Source organism: Amycolatopsis sp. NPDC101161, from assembly GCF_044768185.1.
GTDB lineage: Bacteria > Actinomycetota > Actinomycetes > Mycobacteriales > Pseudonocardiaceae > Amycolatopsis.
This window is the reverse complement of record NZ_JBIWPI010000002.1, coordinates 534,993-556,134: the sequence shown is the minus strand read 5'-3', so window position 1 is coordinate 556,134 and position 21,142 is coordinate 534,993. Positions and strand designations below refer to the sequence as shown.

Annotated in this window: 15 protein-coding genes; 8 read left to right on the top strand and 7 right to left on the bottom strand. The window is 69.3% G+C overall.

Features of this window, described 5'->3' with window-relative positions:
- Position 1 precedes the first annotated feature (1 nt).
- Both ACIRSS_RS13725 and ACIRSS_RS13720 read left to right on the top strand, forming a co-directional pair.
- Complete coding sequence (locus tag ACIRSS_RS13725; RefSeq protein WP_400894387.1) at positions 2-190, top strand: helix-turn-helix transcriptional regulator; 189 nt, start codon at positions 2-4, stop codon at positions 188-190.
- Positions 190-1,440, top strand: coding sequence for a tyrosine-type recombinase/integrase (locus tag ACIRSS_RS13720; protein ID WP_400894385.1), 1,251 nt, complete (start codon positions 190-192; stop codon positions 1,438-1,440). Before ACIRSS_RS13725 ends, ACIRSS_RS13720 begins: the two co-directional genes overlap by 1 nt.
- Positions 1,441-1,532: 92 nt before the next feature.
- Here the strand turns inward: ACIRSS_RS13720 and ACIRSS_RS13715 are convergent, their stop codons facing one another.
- The 3 genes from ACIRSS_RS13715 to ACIRSS_RS13705 all read right to left on the bottom strand — a co-directional run bounded on the left by ACIRSS_RS13715 (position 1,533) and on the right by ACIRSS_RS13705 (position 5,354).
- On the bottom strand, positions 1,533-2,738 hold the full coding sequence (locus tag ACIRSS_RS13715; RefSeq protein ID WP_400894383.1) for an acyl-CoA dehydrogenase family protein: 1,206 nt from the start codon (positions 2,736-2,738) through the stop codon (positions 1,533-1,535).
- 15 nt (positions 2,739-2,753) lie between these two features.
- Positions 2,754-4,049 (bottom strand): acyl-CoA dehydrogenase family protein, encoded by a 1,296-nt coding sequence (locus ACIRSS_RS13710; protein WP_400897452.1) that lies wholly within the window; start codon positions 4,047-4,049, stop codon positions 2,754-2,756.
- 99 nt (positions 4,050-4,148) lie between these two features.
- The gene (locus tag ACIRSS_RS13705; RefSeq protein ID WP_400894381.1) at positions 4,149-5,354 is read right to left on the bottom strand and encodes a low temperature requirement protein A; all 1,206 of its coding nucleotides are present in this window, start codon (positions 5,352-5,354) and stop codon (positions 4,149-4,151) included.
- A gap of 154 nt (positions 5,355-5,508) precedes the next feature.
- On the opposite strand from ACIRSS_RS13705, the gene ACIRSS_RS13700 reads away from it, so the two are divergent.
- The 4 genes from ACIRSS_RS13700 to fxsT all read left to right on the top strand — a co-directional run bounded on the left by ACIRSS_RS13700 (position 5,509) and on the right by fxsT (position 13,252).
- Positions 5,509-6,375 (top strand): hypothetical protein, encoded by an 867-nt coding sequence (locus tag ACIRSS_RS13700; protein ID WP_400894379.1) that lies wholly within the window; start codon positions 5,509-5,511, stop codon positions 6,373-6,375.
- A 98-nt stretch (positions 6,376-6,473) separates the two neighbouring features.
- Positions 6,474-8,000, top strand: a complete 1,527-nt coding sequence (locus ACIRSS_RS13695; RefSeq protein ID WP_400894377.1) for a hypothetical protein — start codon at positions 6,474-6,476, stop codon at positions 7,998-8,000.
- On the top strand, positions 7,978-9,042 hold the full coding sequence (locus tag ACIRSS_RS13690; protein ID WP_400894375.1) for an AAA family ATPase: 1,065 nt from the start codon (positions 7,978-7,980) through the stop codon (positions 9,040-9,042). The genes ACIRSS_RS13695 and ACIRSS_RS13690 overlap by 23 nt, the downstream gene beginning before the upstream one ends.
- Position 9,043: 1 nt before the next feature.
- Positions 9,044-13,252 carry an FxSxx-COOH system tetratricopeptide repeat protein gene (gene fxsT, locus ACIRSS_RS13685; protein ID WP_400894373.1) on the top strand — a complete coding sequence of 1,403 codons (4,209 nt, stop codon included), beginning with the start codon at positions 9,044-9,046 and terminating at the stop codon, positions 13,250-13,252.
- A gap of 4 nt (positions 13,253-13,256) precedes the next feature.
- Here the strand turns inward: fxsT and ACIRSS_RS13680 are convergent, their stop codons facing one another.
- Together ACIRSS_RS13680 and ACIRSS_RS13675 are read right to left on the bottom strand one after the other, a co-directional pair.
- Complete coding sequence (locus ACIRSS_RS13680) at positions 13,257-15,071, bottom strand: HEXXH motif domain-containing protein (protein WP_400894371.1); 1,815 nt, start codon at positions 15,069-15,071, stop codon at positions 13,257-13,259.
- A 466-nt stretch (positions 15,072-15,537) separates the two neighbouring features.
- Complete coding sequence (locus tag ACIRSS_RS13675; RefSeq protein WP_400894369.1) at positions 15,538-16,740, bottom strand: TetR/AcrR family transcriptional regulator; 1,203 nt, start codon at positions 16,738-16,740, stop codon at positions 15,538-15,540.
- A 149-nt stretch (positions 16,741-16,889) separates the two neighbouring features.
- Between ACIRSS_RS13675 and ACIRSS_RS13670 the strand changes: the two genes are divergently transcribed.
- Positions 16,890-18,101, top strand: a complete 1,212-nt coding sequence (locus ACIRSS_RS13670) for an acetyl-CoA C-acetyltransferase (RefSeq protein WP_400894367.1) — start codon at positions 16,890-16,892, stop codon at positions 18,099-18,101.
- A gap of 8 nt (positions 18,102-18,109) precedes the next feature.
- Positions 18,110-20,281, top strand: a complete 2,172-nt coding sequence (locus ACIRSS_RS13665) for a 3-hydroxyacyl-CoA dehydrogenase NAD-binding domain-containing protein (protein ID WP_400894365.1) — start codon at positions 18,110-18,112, stop codon at positions 20,279-20,281.
- A 53-nt stretch (positions 20,282-20,334) separates the two neighbouring features.
- On the opposite strand, the gene ACIRSS_RS13660 is transcribed toward ACIRSS_RS13665, so the two are convergent.
- Together ACIRSS_RS13660 and ACIRSS_RS13655 are read right to left on the bottom strand one after the other, a co-directional pair.
- The gene (locus ACIRSS_RS13660) at positions 20,335-20,640 is read right to left on the bottom strand and encodes an antibiotic biosynthesis monooxygenase family protein (protein WP_400894363.1); all 306 of its coding nucleotides are present in this window, start codon (positions 20,638-20,640) and stop codon (positions 20,335-20,337) included.
- Positions 20,637-21,137, bottom strand: coding sequence for a flavin reductase family protein (locus ACIRSS_RS13655; protein WP_400894361.1), 501 nt, complete (start codon positions 21,135-21,137; stop codon positions 20,637-20,639). Before ACIRSS_RS13655 ends, ACIRSS_RS13660 begins: the two co-directional genes overlap by 4 nt.
- Between the last annotated feature and the right edge of the window lie 5 nt (positions 21,138-21,142).

Below are 21,142 nucleotides of genomic sequence, written 5' to 3'. Positions count from 1 at the left end.
AATGAACAACGTCAGCAACATCGACCGGCTCTGGTCCGTCGAGGACGTCTCAAACTACCTCGGCGTCCCGGTGAAGACGCTCTACCAGTGGAAATGGCGCGGCGAGGGCCCGCCGGTCAAGAAGATCGGCCGGCACCTGCGCTATGACCCGGCCAAGCTGCGCGCCTGGGTCGACGCGGAGGCGGCCTGATGGGGCACATCCAAGACCGTTGGTTTCGTCCCGCGCGGGATGCGGTGACCGGCAAGGTCATCCTCAACGCGCGGGGCAAGCCCGTCATGGAACGGTCCGAGCTGTACGGCATCGGGCTGCGGTACAAGGTTCGGTACCTCGACCCCGACAACAACGAACGCTCGAAGTCGTTCGCGGACAAGCAGAAGAAGCGCGCTGAGGACTTCCTCATCGGCGTCGAGTCCGACAAGCGCGAAGACAAGTACATCGATCCGCGGGCCTCGATGACGACGTTTCGCCAGCAGGCGGAGAGCTGGGTGAAGAGCCAGTCGCCGGACCCGGGCACGCGGTCGACCATCCTCAGTCGGCTCGAAAGCCAGATCTACCCCGTCTTCGAGACTAAGAAGGTCGGGCAGATCAAGCCGTCGACCATTCGTGACTGGGTCGGGTCGATGGAAGAGCGGAAGCTCTCGGACAACTATCAGGCGGTCTTGTTCAACACCGTCTCCGGCGTGATGGACTCGGCCGTGGACGACCGCCGGATTCGTGAGAACCCGTGCCACGCGAAGACCGTGCGGCGACCGGTCGCGAGTAGCCCGCCGATCGTCGTATGGCCGGAGGAACGTGTTCAGGCTGTGCGGTCGGGGCTGGCGGATCGGTTCAAGATCGCCGTGCCGCTCGGTGCCGGCTTCGGCCTGCGGCAGGGAGAGATTTTGGGCTTCTCGCCCGATGACGTCGACCGAACGGCGATGACCGTTCGAATTCGTCGGCAGATCAAGACGGTCAGGGGCGTGATGATGTTCGCGCTCCCCAAGCGGGGCAAGGAGCGAACCATCCCGCTGTCGGCCGCCATGCTGGCCGAGATCGACGACCACGAGGACAGGTTCCCGTCCGTGGCCGTCACGCTGCCCTGGCAGAGTGCTGACGGTGACCCGGTGACGGCGCGGCTGCTGGTGACCGGGGAAGGTGGCCGGCTGTACTCCGGAGATCTGTTCACGAAGGTTGTCTGGCACGGAGCGTTCCGGGCGGCCGGGATCAAGTACCGAGGTCGCGGGGACGGGATGCATGCGCTCCGTCACTTCTACGCGTCGACGCTCCTGGCCCGTGCGGTGTCGATTACCGAGCTGGCCGACTACCTTGGGCACGCGGACCCGGGCTTCACGCTCCGGACGTACACGCACCTCGTGCCATCGAGCCACCAGCGGGCACGGGAGGCCGTAGACGCGGTCTTCGGACGGCCTGCCCTCGATGACGGCCTGGAGGCGGCCTGATCATGAAACCGGTCCGCTCCGGCGCGAAAGCCGCCCGGTCGCAAAGCCTCAAGGAGAGGCAAGCGATCGGGCGGCTTTCCGTTACGTCACAACTACTTCAGTTCAGCCGAAGTCTTCCCGAGGATCCGCCTCGCGACGATCAACTGCTGAATCTGTTGCGTACCCTCGAAGATGTCCAGGATCTTGGCGTCCCGAGCCCACTTTTCGAGCAAAGACTCCTCGCCGTAAGCCCCGGTGAGTTCGACGCACTTGAGCGCGATCTCCACCACCGACCGCCCCGCCTTGGCTTTCGCCATCGACGCCTGCAGCGAGTTCGGCTTGCGGTTGTCCGCCATCCACGCGGATTCCAACGTCAGCAGGTACGCCGACTCGTAGTCCGCTTCCAGACGCAGAAACTCCGCCGCAGCCGCGTGCTGGGAGTTCGCCGGACGGTCGTAGTCGATCGAAACGCCGGCTTCGGTGAGAATGCGACGCGTCTCCTCCAGCGCCGCCCGCGCGACGCCGATCGCCATCGCCGCCACCAGCGGACGGGTGTTGTCGAACGTCTGCATGACGCCCGCGAAACCCTTGGCCGTATCGATCTCCGGCGTGCCGAGGAGGTTCTCCTTGGGCACCCGGCAGTTCTCGAACCGCAGCACCGCCGTGTCCGAAGCGCGGATGCCGAGCTTGTGCTCGACGCGCACTACCTCGAAACCCGGCGTGCCCTTCTCCACCACGAACGACTTGATCGCCGCGCGGCCCTTGGACTTGTCCAGCGTCGCCCACACGACCACCGCGTCCGCGCGCTCGCCCGACGTCACGAAGATCTTCTCGCCGTTCAGCACGTAGTGGTCGCCGTCGAGGCGCGCCGTCGTGCTGACCGCCGCGGAGTCCGAGCCGAAGGACGGCTCGGTGATCGCCATCGCCGCCCACATGCCGGAGAAGCGCTCGAGCTGCTCGTCCGTCGCGACCGAGCCGATCGCCGCGTTGCCGAGGCCCTGGCGCGGCATCGACAGCAGCAGGCCGACGTCGCCCCAGCACATCTCGATCGTGCCGAGGACGACGTTCAGGTTGGCGCCGTTGCGGTTGCCCTTCTCCTTGTCGTCGGAGCCGGAGCGCCGCACGCCCGCCGCGCCGGCGCCGCCCTCGCCGGAGGAGTTGAGCCCGTCCAGCAGCGCCGCGAACATGTCCAGCTCGCTCGGGTAGGTGTGCTCCGCGCGGTCGTACTTGCGCGAGATCGGCCGGAACACCTCGGCCGCGGCCTGGTACGCCTGGTTGATCAGGGCGCCGGCCTTCTTGGGAGCTTCCAGGTTGATCATGAGTCAAAGCCCTTTCTAAAGAAGGACGGCGCCTTCCATGACGCCGATGGCGCGCAGGTCGCGGTACCAGCGTTCGACCGGGTGCTCCTTGACGAAGCCGTGCCCGCCGAGCAGCTGCACGCCCGCGCTGCCGATCTGCATGCCCTTGTCCGTGGCCAGCTTCCGGGCCAGCGCGACCTCCCGCGCGTAGGACTTGCCCTGCTCGGCGCGCGCCGCCGCGCGCAGCGTCACCAGGCGCAGGCCCTCCAGCTCGATCGCGATGTCCGCGACGGAGAACGCCACGGCCTGCCGGTGGCTGATCGGCTCGCCGAACGCCACCCGCTCGTTGACGTAGGGGACGACGTAGTCGAGGACGGCCTTCGCGGTGCCGGCGGCCAGTGCCGCCCAGCCCAGCCGCGAAAGGCGGACGAGGTCGGTGAAGACGTCGAGCTTGCCGCCGCCGAGAAGTGCGCCCGCGGGCAGGTTCACGTGCTCCAGGTGCAGCTTGCCGGTCGCGGCGCCGCGCAGGCCCATGGCCGGTTCGGCCTCGATGGTCACGCCGGCGGTCGACGACTCGACGAGGAACAGCGCCGGGCCGCGGCCTTCGAGGTCGGCCGAGACGATGAACAGCTCGGCCTGCGCCGCACGCGGGACCAGCGACTTCACGCCGTCGAGCTGGTAGCCCTTCGGCGTGCGGCGGGCCTTCGTCGCGGGCTTGAACGGGTCGTAGAGCGCCTTCTGCTCCTGCAGCGCCAGCGCCGCGGCGGGGACGTTCTCGCCGACGAACGCGGGCAGGTAGTCGGCCTGCTGCTGCTCGTCGCCCCAGCTGACCAGCGCGGTGCTGACCGCCGACGGCGCGAGGACGGCCACGGCCAGGCCGAGGTCGCCGTGCGCAAGCGCTTCCGCGACGAGCGCGTTGGTGACGACCGAGCGTTCGGTGCCGACGCCGCCGAGCTCCTCGGGGATGCCGACCAGGCTGATGCCCAGCTCGGCGGCCCTGGTCAGCAGTCCTTCGGGCGCCTCGAGCTTGGCGTCGGCGTCCGCGGCGGCCGGGCGCAGCTGCTCGGCGGCGAACTCGGTGACCGTCTCGACGATGAGCTGCTGGTCCTCGCTCGGCGTGAGGTCGAACAGCCCCGTGTCGGCGGACGGCGCGAGCCGGGCGGGCTTGCCCAGCTTCTGCACCGACTTGAACGACCGGGTCGCCGCGCCGGCGACGCGGAAGCCATTGCGCGTTCCCGCCGTGACCAGGCCTTCGATGGGCTTGCGCAGCCCCGCCCGATCGACGACCTTGCTCCCGGCCAGCCGGGTCAGCGCGGAAAGGCCCCAGCCCATCGCGTCCCGTTTCCTTGGCGCAGCCATGTGGCCCTCCATCCGTTACCTACTCGCCAGTAGGTTAACCGGTGGGCGGGGATCGCGCCAGTGTGGGCTCACTTACGGGTGGGCGGCGTGCACCTTTCTGCGCCAGTCCGCGAGCCGAAGTCGCTCGAAAGTGATGAGCCCGAGCACGACCGCGGCGGCGATCAGCAGCAACGCCGCGGCGGGCACGTGCTCCAGCAGCGGCGTCGCGGCGACCAGCAGCACGCCGACGACCAGCCGCTGGACGTTCCAGCTGCCGAGGTTGCGCTTGCGCAGGGCGCTCAGCGCGATCAGGTAGACCGCGAGCCCGCCGGTCAGCGCCCAGATCGGGACGCCGTGCAGCGCCTCGTCGGGCGAATGGTGTCCAGTGTCGGCAATGTATACAAAGGCCTTCTTCAGGCCGAGCGCGACGAGCACGATGCCGGCGATCAGCGGCAGGTGCAGGAAGGTGTAGGTGTCGGTGGCGAGCTTCGTGCGCTCGGTGCCGGTGGCCTGGGTCAGCCGGTGTTCGGAGACGCGCGCGACGACGTCGAAGTACGTCCACCACATCCCGGCGGCCAGCGCGAGCCCGCAGACGGCCGCCCCGGTGACCAGCCACGACATCGGCAGCGGCCCGATCCCGATGCCGATCGCGACGATCGACTCGCCGAGCGCGATGATCACGATGAGCCCGAACCGCTCGGCGAAGTGCGCGGGCGAGTTGAGCCGCCAGCCGTCGGGTCCGGCGAGGTAGACGTTGAGGTAATCGGCCAGCAGCGCGACGACCCACAGCCCCAGCTGCCACGGCCCGCTCAGCGCGGTGCTCACGGCGAGCAGCCCGACGGACGGCAGCAGCCCGACGAACATCCGCAGCAGGACGTGCTTGAGGGCTGGATCGTGTTTCGCCGCGCCGAGATAGGCGACGAGGTGCAGCAGCCGCACGAGCGCGTAGCAGACGACGAAGAGAACGGGCGCGAACAAACCGCCGGGACGGTCGACGAAGGCCTCAGGGATGGTGAGCGACACGAGGAACATGACGGCCATGGCCCCGAACATGGCCAGCCGGGCCACCCCGTGGTCGACGTGGATGGTGGTCCCGAGCCAGGCATAGGAGCACCAGCACCACCACAGGACGGCGAGCATGACGAGCCCCTGCCCGACCCCGGCGGGGCTCAGGTGATCGGCCATCAGCTGGGTGGTCTGGGTGATGGCGTAGACGAAGACCAGGTCGAAGAAGAGCTCGATGGTGGAGACGCGGTGGTCCTCATCCGCGGTCACCAGGTGCAGTCGTCTCGTGGGCACGCCGAATTATGGACGAAACAAGGACAAGGAGGACCGGTTTCCCGGTAACGCCCTGCGCGAACATGGCCGAGTGTGCATGGGTCTGGGACAATGAGCGACGGACGTGGGGAGGTGGGTCGTGCATTCCTATGCGGCCGCGCACCACAAGACGATCATGGCCGTCGACATCGCCGGCTACAACGACCCCAAGCGCACGACAGCCCACCGGCTGGTCGTCCACGACGGGTTCTGGAAGCTCATGCGCACGGCGTTCGCCGAGGTGGGCATCCCGTGGGACGTGCTGTTCATGGAGAACACCGGCGACGGCGCGTTGATCCAGCTGCCTCCGGAGGTGGCGAAGGCCGACCTGGTGGCCCAGCTGCCCGACCGGATGTTGGCCGAGCTGCGCCGGCACAACGAGGTGCACGCCGACGGGGCCAAGATGCAGTTGCGGGTCTCGCTCCACGCGGGTGAGGTGTACCAGGGCAGCCACGGAACGGTCAGCGATGCGAACAGTTTCGCGTGCCGCCTGTTGGAGGAGCCGGCGGCGAAGAAGGCGCTCAAGGACTCGGGCGCAGCGATCGTGTTGATCGTTTCGGATGGTTTCTACCGGGACGTGGTCCGCGCGGACCCGGCCGCGGACCCGGGCTCGTACTTCCGGATTCCGGTATCGGTGAAGGAAACGAAGAGCGAAGCGTGGCTACGCTTGCTCGGCGTGGTCACCAACGGTTTCCCGGTGCGGGCTACCCGGCCGTCGACGCCGGCGGAGCTGTCCACCCTGGTGGATGCGCTGCTCGCGGTTCCGTGCGTGCGCAAGGCCGACAGTCGCCGACTGCTGCTTGATCTTTTCTCTCGCCGGGAAATCGCCGACGTCGTGCCGTACCACGCCGAAGATCGGTTGCACGTGATCGCATTGGCCAAGACCTGCCAGCGGTTCACCGGGGGGCTGGGCGACCTCCTCGACGCGATCAGGACGATCGAGCCGGAATCCCCGCAGGTCGCCGCGCTCGCCACGATCATCGGCCAGTGGCCGGACCGATGAAGATCTGATTCTTTGTCCAGCTTTTGGCCCTTTTCCGGCCGGAGCCGCTGGGTAAACTCTCCATTCCCGGGCTCGCACGACGGAAGGTGGTTCGTCACGTGTCGGCCGGCGAAAAGCTGTATGGACCGGGGCGGGAGTACCGGGCCTGGCCAGGCACCAGAGTGGCGGTCCGCGAAGCGATCGTGAACGTCCTCGCCTCCGCCGGGCTCGCCGTCGATCCGGCGGGACGAGCGTTGCTCCTGGACCTCGTTCACGACAATCTGGGCTTTCCGCTTACCGTTCCGGAGCAGGCTACCGGCCGGGACCACTTGATCGAAGTCGTCAATGCCTGCGCGAAGGCGGACGGCGGGATGAGCGCGCTCGCCGCCGCCGTACGGATGATGCGCCCGGATTCCCCGGAATCCGAAGCGGTTCGACGGCTCGTGCACCAGCCGCGGATGCACGACCTGTTGCCCGAAACGGAATCGGTGTGGCTGCGCACGGCGTTGTCCGGTGTCGTGCAGCCCCGGCTGGCCGCGCTGGTCCGCCGCGCCGCCGGGCAGGCCGGTCCGCTGCCCGAAGTGCGGGACGCGTGGGAAGCCTTCTGCGTACTTTCCGATTTCAACACTCCGGCGACTGGTCTGCCGCCGTCTTTGACGTTCGTCGAACTGCTCGCCGCGAAATGCTCTGCGGAACTCGGGAATCGGCTGCGCGAGTGGAACACCGTCCAAGCCCGGCGGTTGCAGGCCGAGGCCCGCCTGCTCGAACTGCGTGCGGAACGGGAGCAGACGGTGCCCGAAGGCGCCCGGCTGCACCTGGTGATCGTCGTGCAGCCGGACGGGATCGACCCCGATCGGCACCTCGTTTCCCATTGGCGGCAGGAGGATCCGGCCGAATGGCCGCCCGCGCGCGGCGGTCTCGTCGCGGTCGCCGTCGAACAGCTTGAGTACCACGTCGACGCGCTCGTCGTGGACGCCGAAAGGGCCTGGGCGGAGTACCGCGGCGAAGTCGCACTCGAGTTCGTGCTGCCACGCTCCTTGTTGAACCTGCCGGTGCACCTGTGGAGCAAGGAGCACGAAACCGGCGATCCACGACCGCTCTTCCTCGATTACCCGATCGTCGTCCGTTCACTGGAACGGATGCGATCCCGCCAGTGGCATCGCGCCTGGCGGATACGGTGGGAAGCGATGATGGCCGATCCGTCGGCTGACCGGGTGTATTACTGCAATGGCGAAGATACCGGGGAACGTCACCGGCTCGACGCGATCCTGAGCGACGAGAACTGGGTCGTCATGATGCTCGACTGCGCTCCACCGCCGCGTCCGCGGCCGGGCGCGGACGCACTTGCAGCGGGATTGCGTTCGGGCCTGCCGGCTCTGCTGTGGCACCCGGACGCGTCCCTGGATCTCCTGCGGAAGGTGGTCACGTGGCTCGTCGAAAGCGGAGGGCTCGACGACCTCCCGGCGCGCGTCCAGGCTTCGCGAAGGGCGGCTTTCCGGGACGTCACCATTCCGGTGGACCTGACGGTGGCGCGCAATCTGGTGATCCTCTGGGACGACCCGGACCGCCAGGTTCTCCTCGACGGACCGCCGTTCCCGGCAGGCACGCGGAAGGGGAGTCCGGATGAGCGAGACCGTGCGTCCTGATGGGCGGCACAGCTGGTGGATCTACCAAGGCACTGGCCGTCCTCTGGGCGACATAGACCTGATGGAGCTGTTGCCGCCGGCGCCGCCGTGGCGGGTCTTCGACGGGGAACCCCCTCGCGAAGCCGGCCCGGTGCCCGAGGACGACCGGGAGACCGATCGCCGGCTCGGTGCCGCACGTCACCTCGCCGCCCGCCTCGTCGACCCGCACGAGGTCGAGATGGTCAACGCGGCGCTGTACCTCCGGCGCCCGCTGCTGGTGACCGGGCAACCGGGCAGCGGGAAGTCCAGTCTTGCCTACCGGATCGCGCGAGAGCTTCGGCTCGGCCGGGTGCTGCGCTGGCCGATCGGCTCCCGAACGACGGTGAAGGACGGACTGTACGGGTACGACGCCATCGGCCGCGCGCAGGCTGCCGGCGCGCGCCTCTCCGCCGCAGGCGACCGGACCGGCGCAGCGGACGAGCCGCCGATCGGCGAGTTCGTCCGGCTGGGACCGCTGGGCACCGCGTTCCTGCCGCGGCGGCTGCCGCGGGTGTTGCTCATCGACGAGCTGGACAAGTCGGAAGCGGACCTGCCCAACGATCTGCTGAGCCTGTTCGAGGACGGCGAATTCGACATCTTCGAGTTGGTGCGGGTGCGCAGCCGAACGCCTTCGGTCGAAGTGTTCACGGCGGACCCGGACGGCACAGCGCGGATCGCCAAGGGCCGCGTGCGGTGCTGCGCGTTCCCGATCGTGGTGATCACCAGCAATGGGGAGCGTGACTTCCCGCCGGCTTTCCTGCGCCGATGCCTCCGGTACGAAACCAAGGAGCCCGACGCCGAGCAGCTAGCCGCCATCGTGGCCGCCCACGCCCTCACGAGTCCGGAAACCTCCCGGCTCATCGACGAGTTCCTCAACCGCCGCCGCGCCGTGGGCGGCCTCCCGTCGGACAAGCTGCTCGACACGATCTACCTGGCCACTTCCGGCGCGTACCGGCCGGACGACGAATCGTGGCCACGGGTGGTCGATGCGTTGTGGCGGCAGCTCAACTCCCCGGCCCGCTGACGTGGAAGTACCGGCGGGCGGACCACCGGGCTCCGGACTCACCTGGAGCGAGCTCGGCGACGCGCTGTGGCTGGCCGCGGCGATCAAGGACACCGACACCGACGCCGGCTCTCGGCGCGAGATCCCACCGGGCGACGAACCCGAAGCGGTGCCGGAGCCACCAGTGCCGGCGCCCGCCCCGGCACCCGAGCCACTCGAATCCGTGGCCGCGGAGGCACGGGCTCCGCACCGGATGGTCGCCGGTCTCACGCGCGAGGCCGTCGCGGCGCTCTCGGGCAGCTCTCCGGCCGGCAGCACGCCGACGGTACCCGCTCTGCCCGGAGCGGCGGACATCCTCCGCGCGCTTCGGACACTCAAGCTGACCCGCCCGTCACCACGAGAGGACGACGCCGTCCTCGACGAAGACCTCACTGCGGAGACCTGCGTCCAGAACGCGATCTGGCTGCCCGTCACGGTCCCGGGCCGGATCCGGGCGCTCGACCTCACCCTCGTGATCGACTCGGGACCTTCGATGGCCCTGTGGCAGCCGACGATCGACGCGTTCCTCGCGGTGCTCGGTCAGCTCGGCGCGTTCGGCTCCATCCGGATCCGGCACCTGACCGCGGAACGCGGTCCGGACGGTGGCCCCCCGCGGCCCGTTCTCCGGGGAAGCTCGGCGGACGCGCCGGCGCGCAGCCCGGCCGAGCTGCTCGACCCGAGCGGTCACCGTGTGCTGCTGGTGCTCACCGACGGAGCGAGCGAGCTTTGGCGCGACGACCTCGCTGCACCGATGCTCGCGCAGTGGGGACGCGTGATGCCGGTGGCCGTCGTGCACCTGCTGCCGCAGTGGTTGTGGAGCCACGGCGGGCTCAACCCGCAGCAGGTCCTGCTCGTCACGCCCGGACCGCTGCGGCCCAACCAGAGCTACGGCGTGGAGCTTCCTGACGCCTGGCTCACGGCCGACGAGCCCGCCGGTCCGGACCTGCGCACGGTGCCGATCCCGCTGGTCGAACTGGACGCGCGCTGGCTGGGTTGGTGGGCGCGGCTGGTCACGCGGGCGCACCGGGACCCTGTCACCGCCACCGTGCTCCTGGCGTCCGACGAGCCCGATCCGATGCCCGGCTCGGGGGACGAGCAGGCCACCGCGGTGACCCCGCAGGAACGCGTGCGGCGGTTCCACGGTGTCGCGTCGGAGCCGGCGTTCCGGCTCGCCAAGCTGCTGGCCGCGGTTCCGGTCAGCCTGCCGATCGCCCGGTTCGTCCAGGCCGAGCTGGTGCCCGAGGCGAGCACGGCGCACCTCGCCGAGGTCTTCACGAGCGGCCTGGTGGAACTCCCGGCCGGTGCCGGCCCGGAACGGACCTGGGACGACGTCGTCTTCGAGATCCCGGCTCCGGTCCGGGCCGCGCTGCTGGCCGCCGGACGCCGGTCGGAGACCGCGGAGGTCGTGGTCGCGGCCACCGACCGGTTCGGGGCCGAGCACCCGGTGCTGGTGCGGCTGCGGGACGCCCTGGCCGATCCGGACCTGGCCCGGTTGCCGGACCGGTCCGCGGAGCTGGTGCCCGAGCTACGGCTGGAGGAGGCGGTCATGCGGGCGTTGTCCGGGCCGTACCTGGCCCGCGCCGACCGGCTGCGGGTGCTGGAGCTCGAGCTGGCCACGGCCGAGGCGATGGCGGACGTCCCCACCCGACCGGACGACGAGGAACCGGAGCAGCAGCCATCGCGTCGCTCCGGGCCGGTGAGCACCGATTCGCCCGCAGTCGTCGGTGAGGTGCCCAGCCGCAACCCGGGCTTCGTCGGTAGGCACGGCCTGCTCGCCTCGGTGGCGCGCCGGATGGACCGCGAATCGCGGGCGGTGCTGACCGGGATGGGCGGCCTCGGCAAGACCCAGCTCGCGATCGAATACATCCACCGCCACCTCCAGGACTTCGATGTCGTCTGGTGGATCCGTGCCGCGCAGGAGATGCAGATCCGCGCGTCGCTGACGGAGCTGGCGCGACAGCTGCGGCTGCCGGGCGCGGACGAGTCCGTCACCGCTGTGCCCGCCGTGCTCGAAGCGCTGCGGACGGGCTCGCCCCAGTCCCGCTGGCTGCTCGTCTTCGACGCCGCCGTGGGGCCCGAGCAGCTCGCCCCGTACCTGCCCGACGGTCCCGGCCGGATCCTGGTCACGTCTCGCGAGACGAACTGGGCCGGTACCTTCGCCGAGCCGATCGAGGTCGGCCTGTTCGAGCGAGCGGAGAGCAAAGAGCTCCTGTGCCGGCGCGATCCGGTGATCACCGACGACCAGGCCGACGAGCTCGCGGGTAAGCTGGGCGATCTCCCGTTGGCGCTCGCCCAGGCCGCGGCTTGGCGCGCGGAGACGAGCATGCCGATCGAGGAGTACCTGCGGCTGTTCGACGAGAAAGTCGCGGAGATCCTCGAAGCCTCGATCCCCGCCGAGTACGAGGTGCCGATCGCGGCCGCGTGGAGCGTGTCGTTCGACCAGCTGCGGACCCTGGACCCGGCCGCGCACGAGCTGTTGCAGGTGTGCGCGTTCTTCGCACCCGAACCCATCTCCCGGAACCTGTTCACCGGCGTGCACGGCGTCTCGATCGCTCCGGAGCTCGACCTCGCCCTGCGGGACCCCATGCGGCTCGGCCGGGTGCTGCGCGACATCAACCGGTGCGGGCTGGCGCGGCTCGACCACCGCAGCGACACCCTGCTCCTACACCGGCTCGTGCAGCTGGTGCTGCGCAACCGGATGTCACCCGAGCAGCGAGCCGTCATGCGGCACGGCGCGCACATGCTGCTGGCCAAGACCGACCCGAACGCGCCGGCGTCGACCACGGAATGGCCGCGCTACCAGGAGATCGTGCCGCACATGTACGCGGCCGAGCTGATCGAAAGCGACGAACACTGGGTCCGCCAGCTCGTCATCAACCTGATGAAGTTCCTCTACCACTGGGGTGACCACCGCGGGGCCGTCACGCTCGCCGGGCACGCTGTCCGCCACTGGTCCGAGCGCTCGCGAGAGCGGAACGCCGAGCTCCCGGACCCGCAGACGCTCGAAGCTTCGGAGCGGCTCGGGTTCTTCCTCTGCATGCTCGGCCGCTACGCCGAGGCGGCCGAGATCAACCAGCGGACGCTGCAGCTGTACCGCGAGATCGCCGACGAGGATTCCGAAGAGTTGCTCAACGCGCAGCTTTCGGTGGCAGTGGACAAGAAGGCTGCAGGCGACTTCTTCGAAGCCAGGGACCTGAACCTGCGGATCTACGCGAAGGCCAGCAAGCTGTTCGGTGTCGACGACCCGGTCACCCTGGACGCGGCTTCCGACCTGGTCGTCTCGTGGCTGCTCACGGGCGAGTACGAAAAGGCGCACCGGCTCTGCGCGGAGACCTACCGCCTTCGCCACGACGTGCTGGGCCAGGACAACGCGGCGACGATCACGACGTTGACCCTGCTGGTGATCAGCCGCCGCGAGCTGGGCGACTTCGCCTGGGCGCGTGCCGAGCAGGAGAAAGTGGTCAAGCGCGTGCGCGAATTGTTCGGCGAGGGCACGGTCGGGGTGTTGCGGCGCAACCACTTCCTCGCTGTAGCCCGGCGCAAGGACGGTGATTACCCCGCCGCGCTCACGCTGTCGGGCCGGGCACTCGGGCAATTCCGGCTCAGCTACGGCGAAGGACACCCCAACGCGGTGGCGTGCGCGCTCGCGCACTCCATCGATCTGCGCCACGCGGGCCGGCTGGACGAGGCGCTCGAGCTGGGTCTGCGGGCCCTGGAGCTCTACCGCCGCAGTCTCGGCGAGCACCACCCGCACACCCTGGCCGCCGAGGTGGACCTGGCCGTCACGTTGCGGCAGCGGGGAAGCGCCGAAGCGGCCGCCCGGCAGGATGAACGGTCACTCGACCGGCTTCGCGACCGGCTCGGCGACGACCACCCGCACGCCATCGCGTGCGCGACGAATCTGGCGAACGGCTGGTTTGCGCTGGGCGAGGTCGAGCGTGCGCTCTGGCTGGACACCGAAGTGCTGCTCCGAGCCCGTCGCACACTCGGCGACCACCACCCCGGCACGCTGGCGACCCGGCTCAACCGCGCGCTCGACCTGCAGCGGCTGGGCCGGACCCTGGAAGGCCGGGCCGAGCAGTCGGCGGTGGTGGCGCGGCTCCGGCGCGCGTTGCAGGACAGTCATCCCATGCTGGCCGTAGCCGAGCGTGGCAGCCGGGCGGAGTGCGACATCGACCCGATGCCGCTGTAGGCGTTCAGGCCGGGGCCTGGCCGAGCCACGCGGCGAGGTCCTCGACCGCCGGGGGCGCCGATGTGCTGGTGCGGAGGTCGCGGTGCACCGCACGGACGAGTTCCGGGCAGCGCAACAGGGTTTCCGACGCTACATTGTCCTTTTCGGACAGTGTAAGGCCGAGTCCCGCCAGTGCGGATGGGTGGTCGGGGTCGGTCTCGAGTACGGTCCGGTAACCGGCCACAGCGTCGTCGATCCGTCCGGCGATGTACGCGTAGTCGGCTTCCAGCGCGCCGCGCACCTGCGGCCAGAGTTCCGCCAGCCGGGCGTCACCGTTCTCGCCGAGCAGCAGCCGGATGAGGTCCGCGCGGGCGTTGTGCCATTCGCCGTCCGAGACGGTGTCCAGCACCACGGACTCGGTCAGGTCGACCGCGGGCGGCCGCGTATCGCCCGCCAGCCACGCGCTCACGAGCTCCTTCACCGTTTCCAGCGCGGGGCGGAAGTGGCGCAGCCGCCAGCCGGCGTAGTGGTCTGTGGTCAAGATGTCGGCCCAGCGCGCCGCTTCGGCCTGGACGGGCTCGTCCTGCCACGGTCTCAGCCGTTCCGCGATGCCGTCGAGGAATCGCCGGCCGACTTCGTTCAGTGCCGGGTCGTCGCGGATCGCCTGCAGTGTCCGCCAGGTCTGTCCTCGCCAGTGTGCGAACTCGAACGCGGCGAGCCGATCGTCCGGTGCGGCCGCCAAGAACACCTTCCAGCACCACGTCACGCCGAAGAACGCGTAGATACCGTGCACGACTCCGCCGAGCGGGCGGGGGTCTTCGCGCCAAGGCGCGTAGATGCGTTCGGTGCGGTCGTCGTCGTGAAGCCGGATCAGGTGCAACAGCCCGCCGAGCCGGATGTGGTGGAACTCGTGGACCAGGGCGGCGGCCAGCTCTGCCGGGTTATCGGGCTCGGCGATCACCACGCTGCCGAAGGCTTCCCCGGTCGACGCGCTGGGCAGACGGAAGGGGACCGCGGGCTCCGGGACGACCGAGTCGAGACCGGCGGCCAGCGCCTCGGTGAATTCCGGCAGGTGGTCGGAGATCATCCGCCAAGCGCGGCCGAGCATGTCCCGCCAAACTTCGAAGGCCTCGGTGCTCAGCCGGTCCGGGGCGACCGGTGTGAACAGACCGCGATACGGATCGAGGTCGTCGATCCGCAGTTTCAGCGTGGCTCCCCCAGCGTCCGTAGCGATGGTGCGGACGCCGCACCATCCAGCGGAGTCGGTGGCCGGATCGGCCGGCAGCCTCACCGACGACGCGTGATCGTTGGTCACCTCGACGACGCCGTGCTCGCTGCGCACGCGGGCGACGGAAAACGCTTCCGGGTGCGAGAGATGGGCCAGTCCGAGGGTGGGCAGTGCGACCCTGCCGTGCCAAGCCGGGACCTCGAGCGTGAAGTCGAGTCTCGCGAGGATGGCCGCGGCCGCGGCGAGCGCGTGGAAGTGACCGATGATCATCCACGGCGGCTGCTCCGGCGTAAGCCGGTCGTCGAGCATCCGGGTCGCGTAACCGGCCCAGAACCCGGTGTAGGGATGAGCCAGCACCGTGTTCAAGGCGTCCGGGTCCGCCGTCTCCACCCGGGTCAGCAGATTCCAGGCCGCTTCCAGGGAGGGGAGCGGTGTGGTGTCTTCCGCTTCGTCGATCAGCCAGCGAAGGAGGAGAAGCCGCCGGCTGCGTTCGGCGGCGCGCAGAGCTCGGACGCCGTCGGCGCCCCCTTCACCGCGGGACAGCTGGTCGAACAGGGACCACGGCAAAGTGTGCGCGGACAGTTCGGGAACTGAGGTGCTCGGAGTCGGCACGGGAAGACCTTTTCCTGAATCAGTCGACCCGCTTGGCGCCGCCGCTTGAACTGGCGGTGACGGGAATGTGCGCTGTTCGCTCGACGGCGTGCCGCAATGAGCGGTGAAGCGCCGCTGAGTTGAGTGCCCGCAGCGCGGACAGTGGCATGGAACCGAGATCGACGAGTTCGGCCGCGACACCCGGGTCTCCGTTGCCACCCGGCGATCGCATAGCGTCCCCTCTCGGTCTGGAGGGCTGAAAAGCTAGCAGCACGGTGTAAGCATGTTGTCGTCGGGCCGGTCGTAGTGCACGCGCAGACTACCGCTGCGAACGCCCGTGCAGCGTGTCTGTGCAGCCTACCTCGGAAAACGCTCCCCGGACCACCCTTCGCGGCCCCTGTCGTCACCCCACGGGAATCCCCGGCGAGTGAATTATTGGGTCACGTGCTCGTTCTGTAACGCTTCCGAGGCGGATGTCAGCAATTTGTCACCCGTGTGGTTCGAAAAATGCCCCCGATACCCCGAGCACGGTGTGCAGCAACGCCGTCAGCTTCGCCTCGAAGTGCGGCCGCGCCGCCAAGCGGCGCGTCCGGGCGAGGTCGTTAGCGATCGTTAACGCCGCGTGGACCGTGATCTTCGCTTCGCGCGCCGGCAACTCGGGACGCACCGCTGACAGCAGCGTCACCCACTGGGCCACGTAGTCCCGCTGGACACGCAGCAGGTCCGCCTTGTCGCGGTCCGGCATCGTCACGCGGTCCGCCGAGAACGACACCAGCAGCTCCGGCGTGTGCAGGATCGTGTGCACGTACGACGCCGCCAGGCGGCGCAGCGCGGACACTTCGTCCGGTGCCTGCAGCGCGCGCTCCGCGGCCAACGCCAGCCTGTCTGCCGCGCGGTGTCCGATTGCGACCATCAGGGCCGCCTTGCTCGGGAAGTGGCGGTACACGCTCGGGCCCGCTATGCCCGCCGCCGCTCCGATGTCCTCCATGCTCACGTCGTGGAAGCCTCGCTGGGCGAACAGTGTCGTCGCCTCCGCCAGGACCTGCTCACGGCGGGACGGCGTGCCGAGGCCCGCGATCGGCGATGAAGGCGGTGACGAAGGCGCTGGGAGTGTGGCGTTGAGCACACCGAGAGCCAGTTCGACCAGTAGTGCGGCGAAGCGTCGGCGCGCCACCGACGTGTGGTGGACAGACACGCTCCCGAACACCGACAGGGCGGCCCAGCAGAGCAGCTCCGCGTCCTCAGCCGGTAAGTCCGGACGCTGAGCCAACAGCGCCTTCGACCACGTCGCCAGCGCCAGCGTCGACCGGCGGGCGATCTCGCGCTGGTCCTCCTTCGGGAGGTGACGTCCCTCCCAGCGCCACAACGCCGCGATCTCGCGTCGCTCGACGGCCTGCGTCGCGAGCCGTCCGAGGAGGGATTGGAGCTGGTCAGAAGCGGGATCCGAGTCCGACAGCGCCTCCGCCGTGGCCGCCTCGAGGTCCTCGAAGCCGTTTAGTACAACGTAAGAAAGGATTGCCTGCTTGTCCGCGAAGTGTCGGTACAGCGCCGGCCCGGTGACGCCCGCCGCGTCCGCAATGTCCTTGATGCCGACGCCGGGGAAGCCGCGGGCGCGGAACAGTTCCGCCGCCACCGCGGCCAGCTGGGCCTTGCGGTCGCGTGGTCGCGTGCTGCGCTCAACGTCGGTCATGGTGAGTGAACGATAGCGGCTAACGGCACACCTGCAACCCATTGACACCATGGGGTTATCCGGCGATATGTTAATGGCCATTAGCCCTACTGGCCGGTATCATCGGCCAAGGTACGAAGACGTCCCACACGCTCGCGAGGAGTTGTTCTGTGAGTAGCGAGGCCTACATCTACGAGGCGATCCGCACGCCTCGCGGCAAGAACAAGGGCGGTGCCCTGCACGGCACCAAGCCGGTCGACCTGGTGGTCGGCCTGATCGAAGAGCTCAAGGTCCGCCACCCGAACCTCGACCCGAAGGCGATCGACGACATCGTGCTCGGCGTCGTCTCCCCGGTCGGCGAGCAGGGCGCCGTCATCGCGCGCACCGCCGCGCTGAACGCCGGCCTGCCCGAGACCGTCGCGGGCGTGCAGCTCAACCGCTTCTGCGCCTCCGGCCTGGAAGCCACCAACACCGCCGCGCAGAAGGTCCGCTCCGGCTGGGACAACCTGATCATCGCCGGCGGCGTCGAGTCGATGTCGCGCGTGCCGATGGGCTCCGACGGCGGCGCGCTGTTCATGGACCCGACCACGGCGTACGACAACTACATCGTCCCGCAGGGCACCGGCGCCGACCTGATCGCGACGATCGAGGGCTTCTCCCGCGAGGACGTCGACCGCTGGGCCGTCCGCTCGCAGGATCGCGCCGAGGCGGCCTGGTCCGGCGGCTACTTCGCCAAGTCCGTCGTCCCGGTCAAGGACATCAACGGCGTGACGGTCCTCGACCACGACGAGCACCGCCGTCCCGGCTCCACCGTCGAGGGCCTCGGCAAGCTCAAGCCCGCCTTCGCCGGCATCGGCGAGCTGGGCGGCTTCGACGCCGTGGCGCTGCAGAAGTACCACTCGGTCGAGAAGATCAACCACGTCCACACCGGCGGCAACTCCTCCGGCATCGTCGACGGCGCCGCGCTGGTGCTGGTCGGCTCCGAGCAGATCGGCAAGACCTTCGGGCTGACCCCGCGCGCCCGGATCGTGGCGACGGCGTCGATCGGCTCCGAGCCGACGATCATGCTCACCGGCCCCACCCCGGCCACCGAGAAGGTCCTGAAGACCGCGGGCCTCAAGCCCGAGGACATCGACCTGTGGGAGCTCAACGAGGCGTTCGCGTCCGTCGTGCTCAAGTGGATAAAGGACCTGCACCTCGACGAGGACAAGGTCAACGTCAACGGCGGCGCGATCGCCATGGGCCACCCGCTCGGCGCCACCGGCGCGATGCTGGTCGGCACCGTGGTCGACGAGCTGGAACGCCGCCAGGCGCGCCGCGCCCTGGTGACCCTGTGCATCGGCGGCGGCATGGGCGTCGCGACCATCATCGAGCGGGTGTGAGGAAAGAAATGGCCGAGAGCAAGACCATCCGCTGGGAACAGGACGAAGACGGCATCGTCACGCTGACCCTGGACGACCCGAACCAGTCGGCGAACACGATGAACGCCGCGTTCCGGGAGTCGCTCGGCGTCACGGTCGACCGCCTGGAGGCAGAGAAGGACTCCATCACCGGCGTTGTCATCACGTCCGCCAAGAAGACGTTCTTCGCCGGCGGCGACCTGAACGACCTCATCCAGGCCAAGCCGGAGAACGCGGTCGAGCTGACCGAGGGCAGCACCTTGATGAAGGGGCAGATGCGCCGCATCGAGCAGCTCGGCAAGCCGGTCGTCGCGGCGATCAACGGCGCCGCGCTCGGCGGCGGCCTGGAGATCGCGCTGGCGACGCACCACCGCATCGCCGCCGACGTCAAGGGCAGCCAGATCGGTCTGCCCGAGGTGACGCTGGGCCTGCTGCCCGGCGGCGGTGGCGTCGTGCGCACTGTCCGTTTGCTGGGTATCCAGAGCGCGTTGCTGAACGTCCTGCTGCAGGGCCAGCGGCACCGTCCCGCCAAGGCGCTCGAGCTCGGCCTCGTGCACGAGCTCGTCGGCACGGTCGAGGAGCTCGTCCCCGCCGCGAAGGCGTGGATCAAGGCGAACCCCGAAGGCGGCGTCCAGCCCTGGGACGTCAAGGGCTACAAGATCCCCGGCGGCACCCCGTCGAACCCGAGCTTCGCGGCCAACCTCCCGGCGTTCCCGGCCAACCTGCGCAAGCAGATCAAGGGCGCGAACATGCCGGCGCCGCGGGCGATCCTGGCCGCCGCGATCGAGGGCGCGCAGGTCGACTTCGACACCGCGATCACGATCGAGACGCGCTACTTCATCCACCTCGCCACCGGCCAGGTCTCGAAGAACATGACGAAGGCGTTCTTCTTCGACCTGCAGACGATCAACTCCGGCGGCTCGCGGCCGGACGGCTTCGAGAAGTACACGGCCAAGAAGGTCGGCGTGCTCGGCGCGGGCATGATGGGCGCCGCGATCGCGTACGTGTCGGCGAAGGCCGGCATCGACGTCGTCCTCAAGGACGTATCGCTCGAGGCGGCCGAGAAGGGCAAGGGCTACGCGGAGAAGCTCGAGCAGAAGGCCCTTTCGCGCGGCAAGACCACGCAGGAGAAGTCGGACGCGCTGCTGGCGAAGATCAAGCCGACCGGTGACCCGGCCGACTTCGCGGGCGTCGACTTCGTCATCGAGGCCGTCTTCGAGAGCGTCGAGCTGAAGCACAAGGTCTTCGGCGAGATCGAGAGCGTCGTCAACGCCGACGCGGTCCTGGGCTCCAACACCTCGACGCTGCCGATCACCACCCTCGCCGAGGGCGTGCAGCGGACCGAGGACTTCATCGGGATCCACTTCTTCTCGCCGGTGGACAAGATGCCGCTGGTCGAGATCATCTGCGGCGAGAAGACGTCGCCGGCGACGCTGGCCAAGGTCTTCGACTACACGCTGCAGATCAAGAAGACTCCGATCGTCGTCAACGACAGCCGCGGCTTCTTCACCTCGCGCGTGATCGGCACGTTCATCAACGAGGCCGTCGCCGCGCTGGGCGAGGGTGTCGAGCCGGCGTCGATCGAGCAGGCGGGTTCGCAGGCCGGCTACCCGGCGCCGCCGCTGCAGCTGATGGACGAGCTGACGCTGACCTTACCGCGTAAGATCCGCAAGGAGACCCGTGAAGCGGTCGAGGCCGCGGGCGGCACGTGGAAGGCGCACGCGTCGGAAGGCGTCATCGACCGGATGGTCGAGGAGTTCGACCGCAAGGGCCGCTCGACGGGCGCGGGCTTCTACGAGTACGGCGAGGACGGCAAGCGGACCGGGCTGTGGCCGGGGCTGCGCGACGCGTTCAAGTCCGGCTCGGCGGAGGTGCCGTTCGAGGACCTCAAGGAGCGGATGCTGTTCGCCGAGGCGCTCGAGACGGTGAAGTGCTTCGACGAAGGCGTGCTGACGTCGGTGGCGGACGCCAACATCGGCTCGATCTTCGGCATCGGCTTCCCGGCGTGGACCGGTGGCGTCATCCAGTACATCAACCAGTACGACGGTGGCCTGCAGGGCTTCGTCGACCGGGCGCGTGAGCTCGCGGCCCGGTACGGCGACCACTTCGAGCCGCCGCAGTCGCTGGTGGACAAGGCCGCCAAGGGCGAGATCTACGAATAGGCAGTAACTCCGTGAAGGCCACCTCGAGTTTCGCGAGGTGGCCTTCACGGCGTTCAGAGCGTGACCGCCACCTCGGCGTGGCTGACGTGGTCGTCCCAGCGGTTCAGCGTCCGCCGCGCGTCTTCCTCGAGGACGGCTTCTTCGTAGCTGTCGCCGGCGAAGCCACGTACGGCGTCGAGGTCGGTGAAGAACGTGATCGAGGTGAACTCGACGTCGTCACCGTCCGGGCGGCGCAGCAATCGGGCGCCCTGGAAGCCGGGCACGTCACGCAGGTGCTCCGCCACTTCGGTCTCGTAGTGCCGCTGGTAGTCGTCGGCCGTCGCGGCGGGCGCCCAGCCGCGCCAGGTTCGTGCGATCATCTTCGGTTCCCCAATCCGTCGAGGCGCTCGACGGTACCCGCGGTTTCCGAGCGGAAGCTCCACACCGCCGGGTCGACGTGCTCGGTGTCCGGAACCACCACGCGCGGGTCCGCGTGCACGGCGAGCACTGCGGCCTCGACGATCAGGAACTGTCCAGAGGTGTCCGATTGCACTGTCAGCGATCGAGCCTCCAGTTGCAGCGGGCACTCCGCGACGCGCGGCGGGCGCACGAGCCGCGACGGTTCCGGTGTCAGACCTGCGGCTTCGAACTTGGCGCGCTCGTGGCGGAACCCCGGCTTGCTTTCCGGAACCGGGGTGCGGCCGGTCAGCGGCGCCAGGCGCTCCACCGCTTCCCAGTGGCCCGGACCCGGCAGGTTGTGCGCGGTCTGGCGGTCGGCGGCGATGCCGAGCCCGACCGTCCACCCGAGCGCCCACGCCGACGACATCGGGGCCAGGTTCGGGCTGCCGTCGTCGTTCTCGGTGCTCAGCAGCATCACGGGTG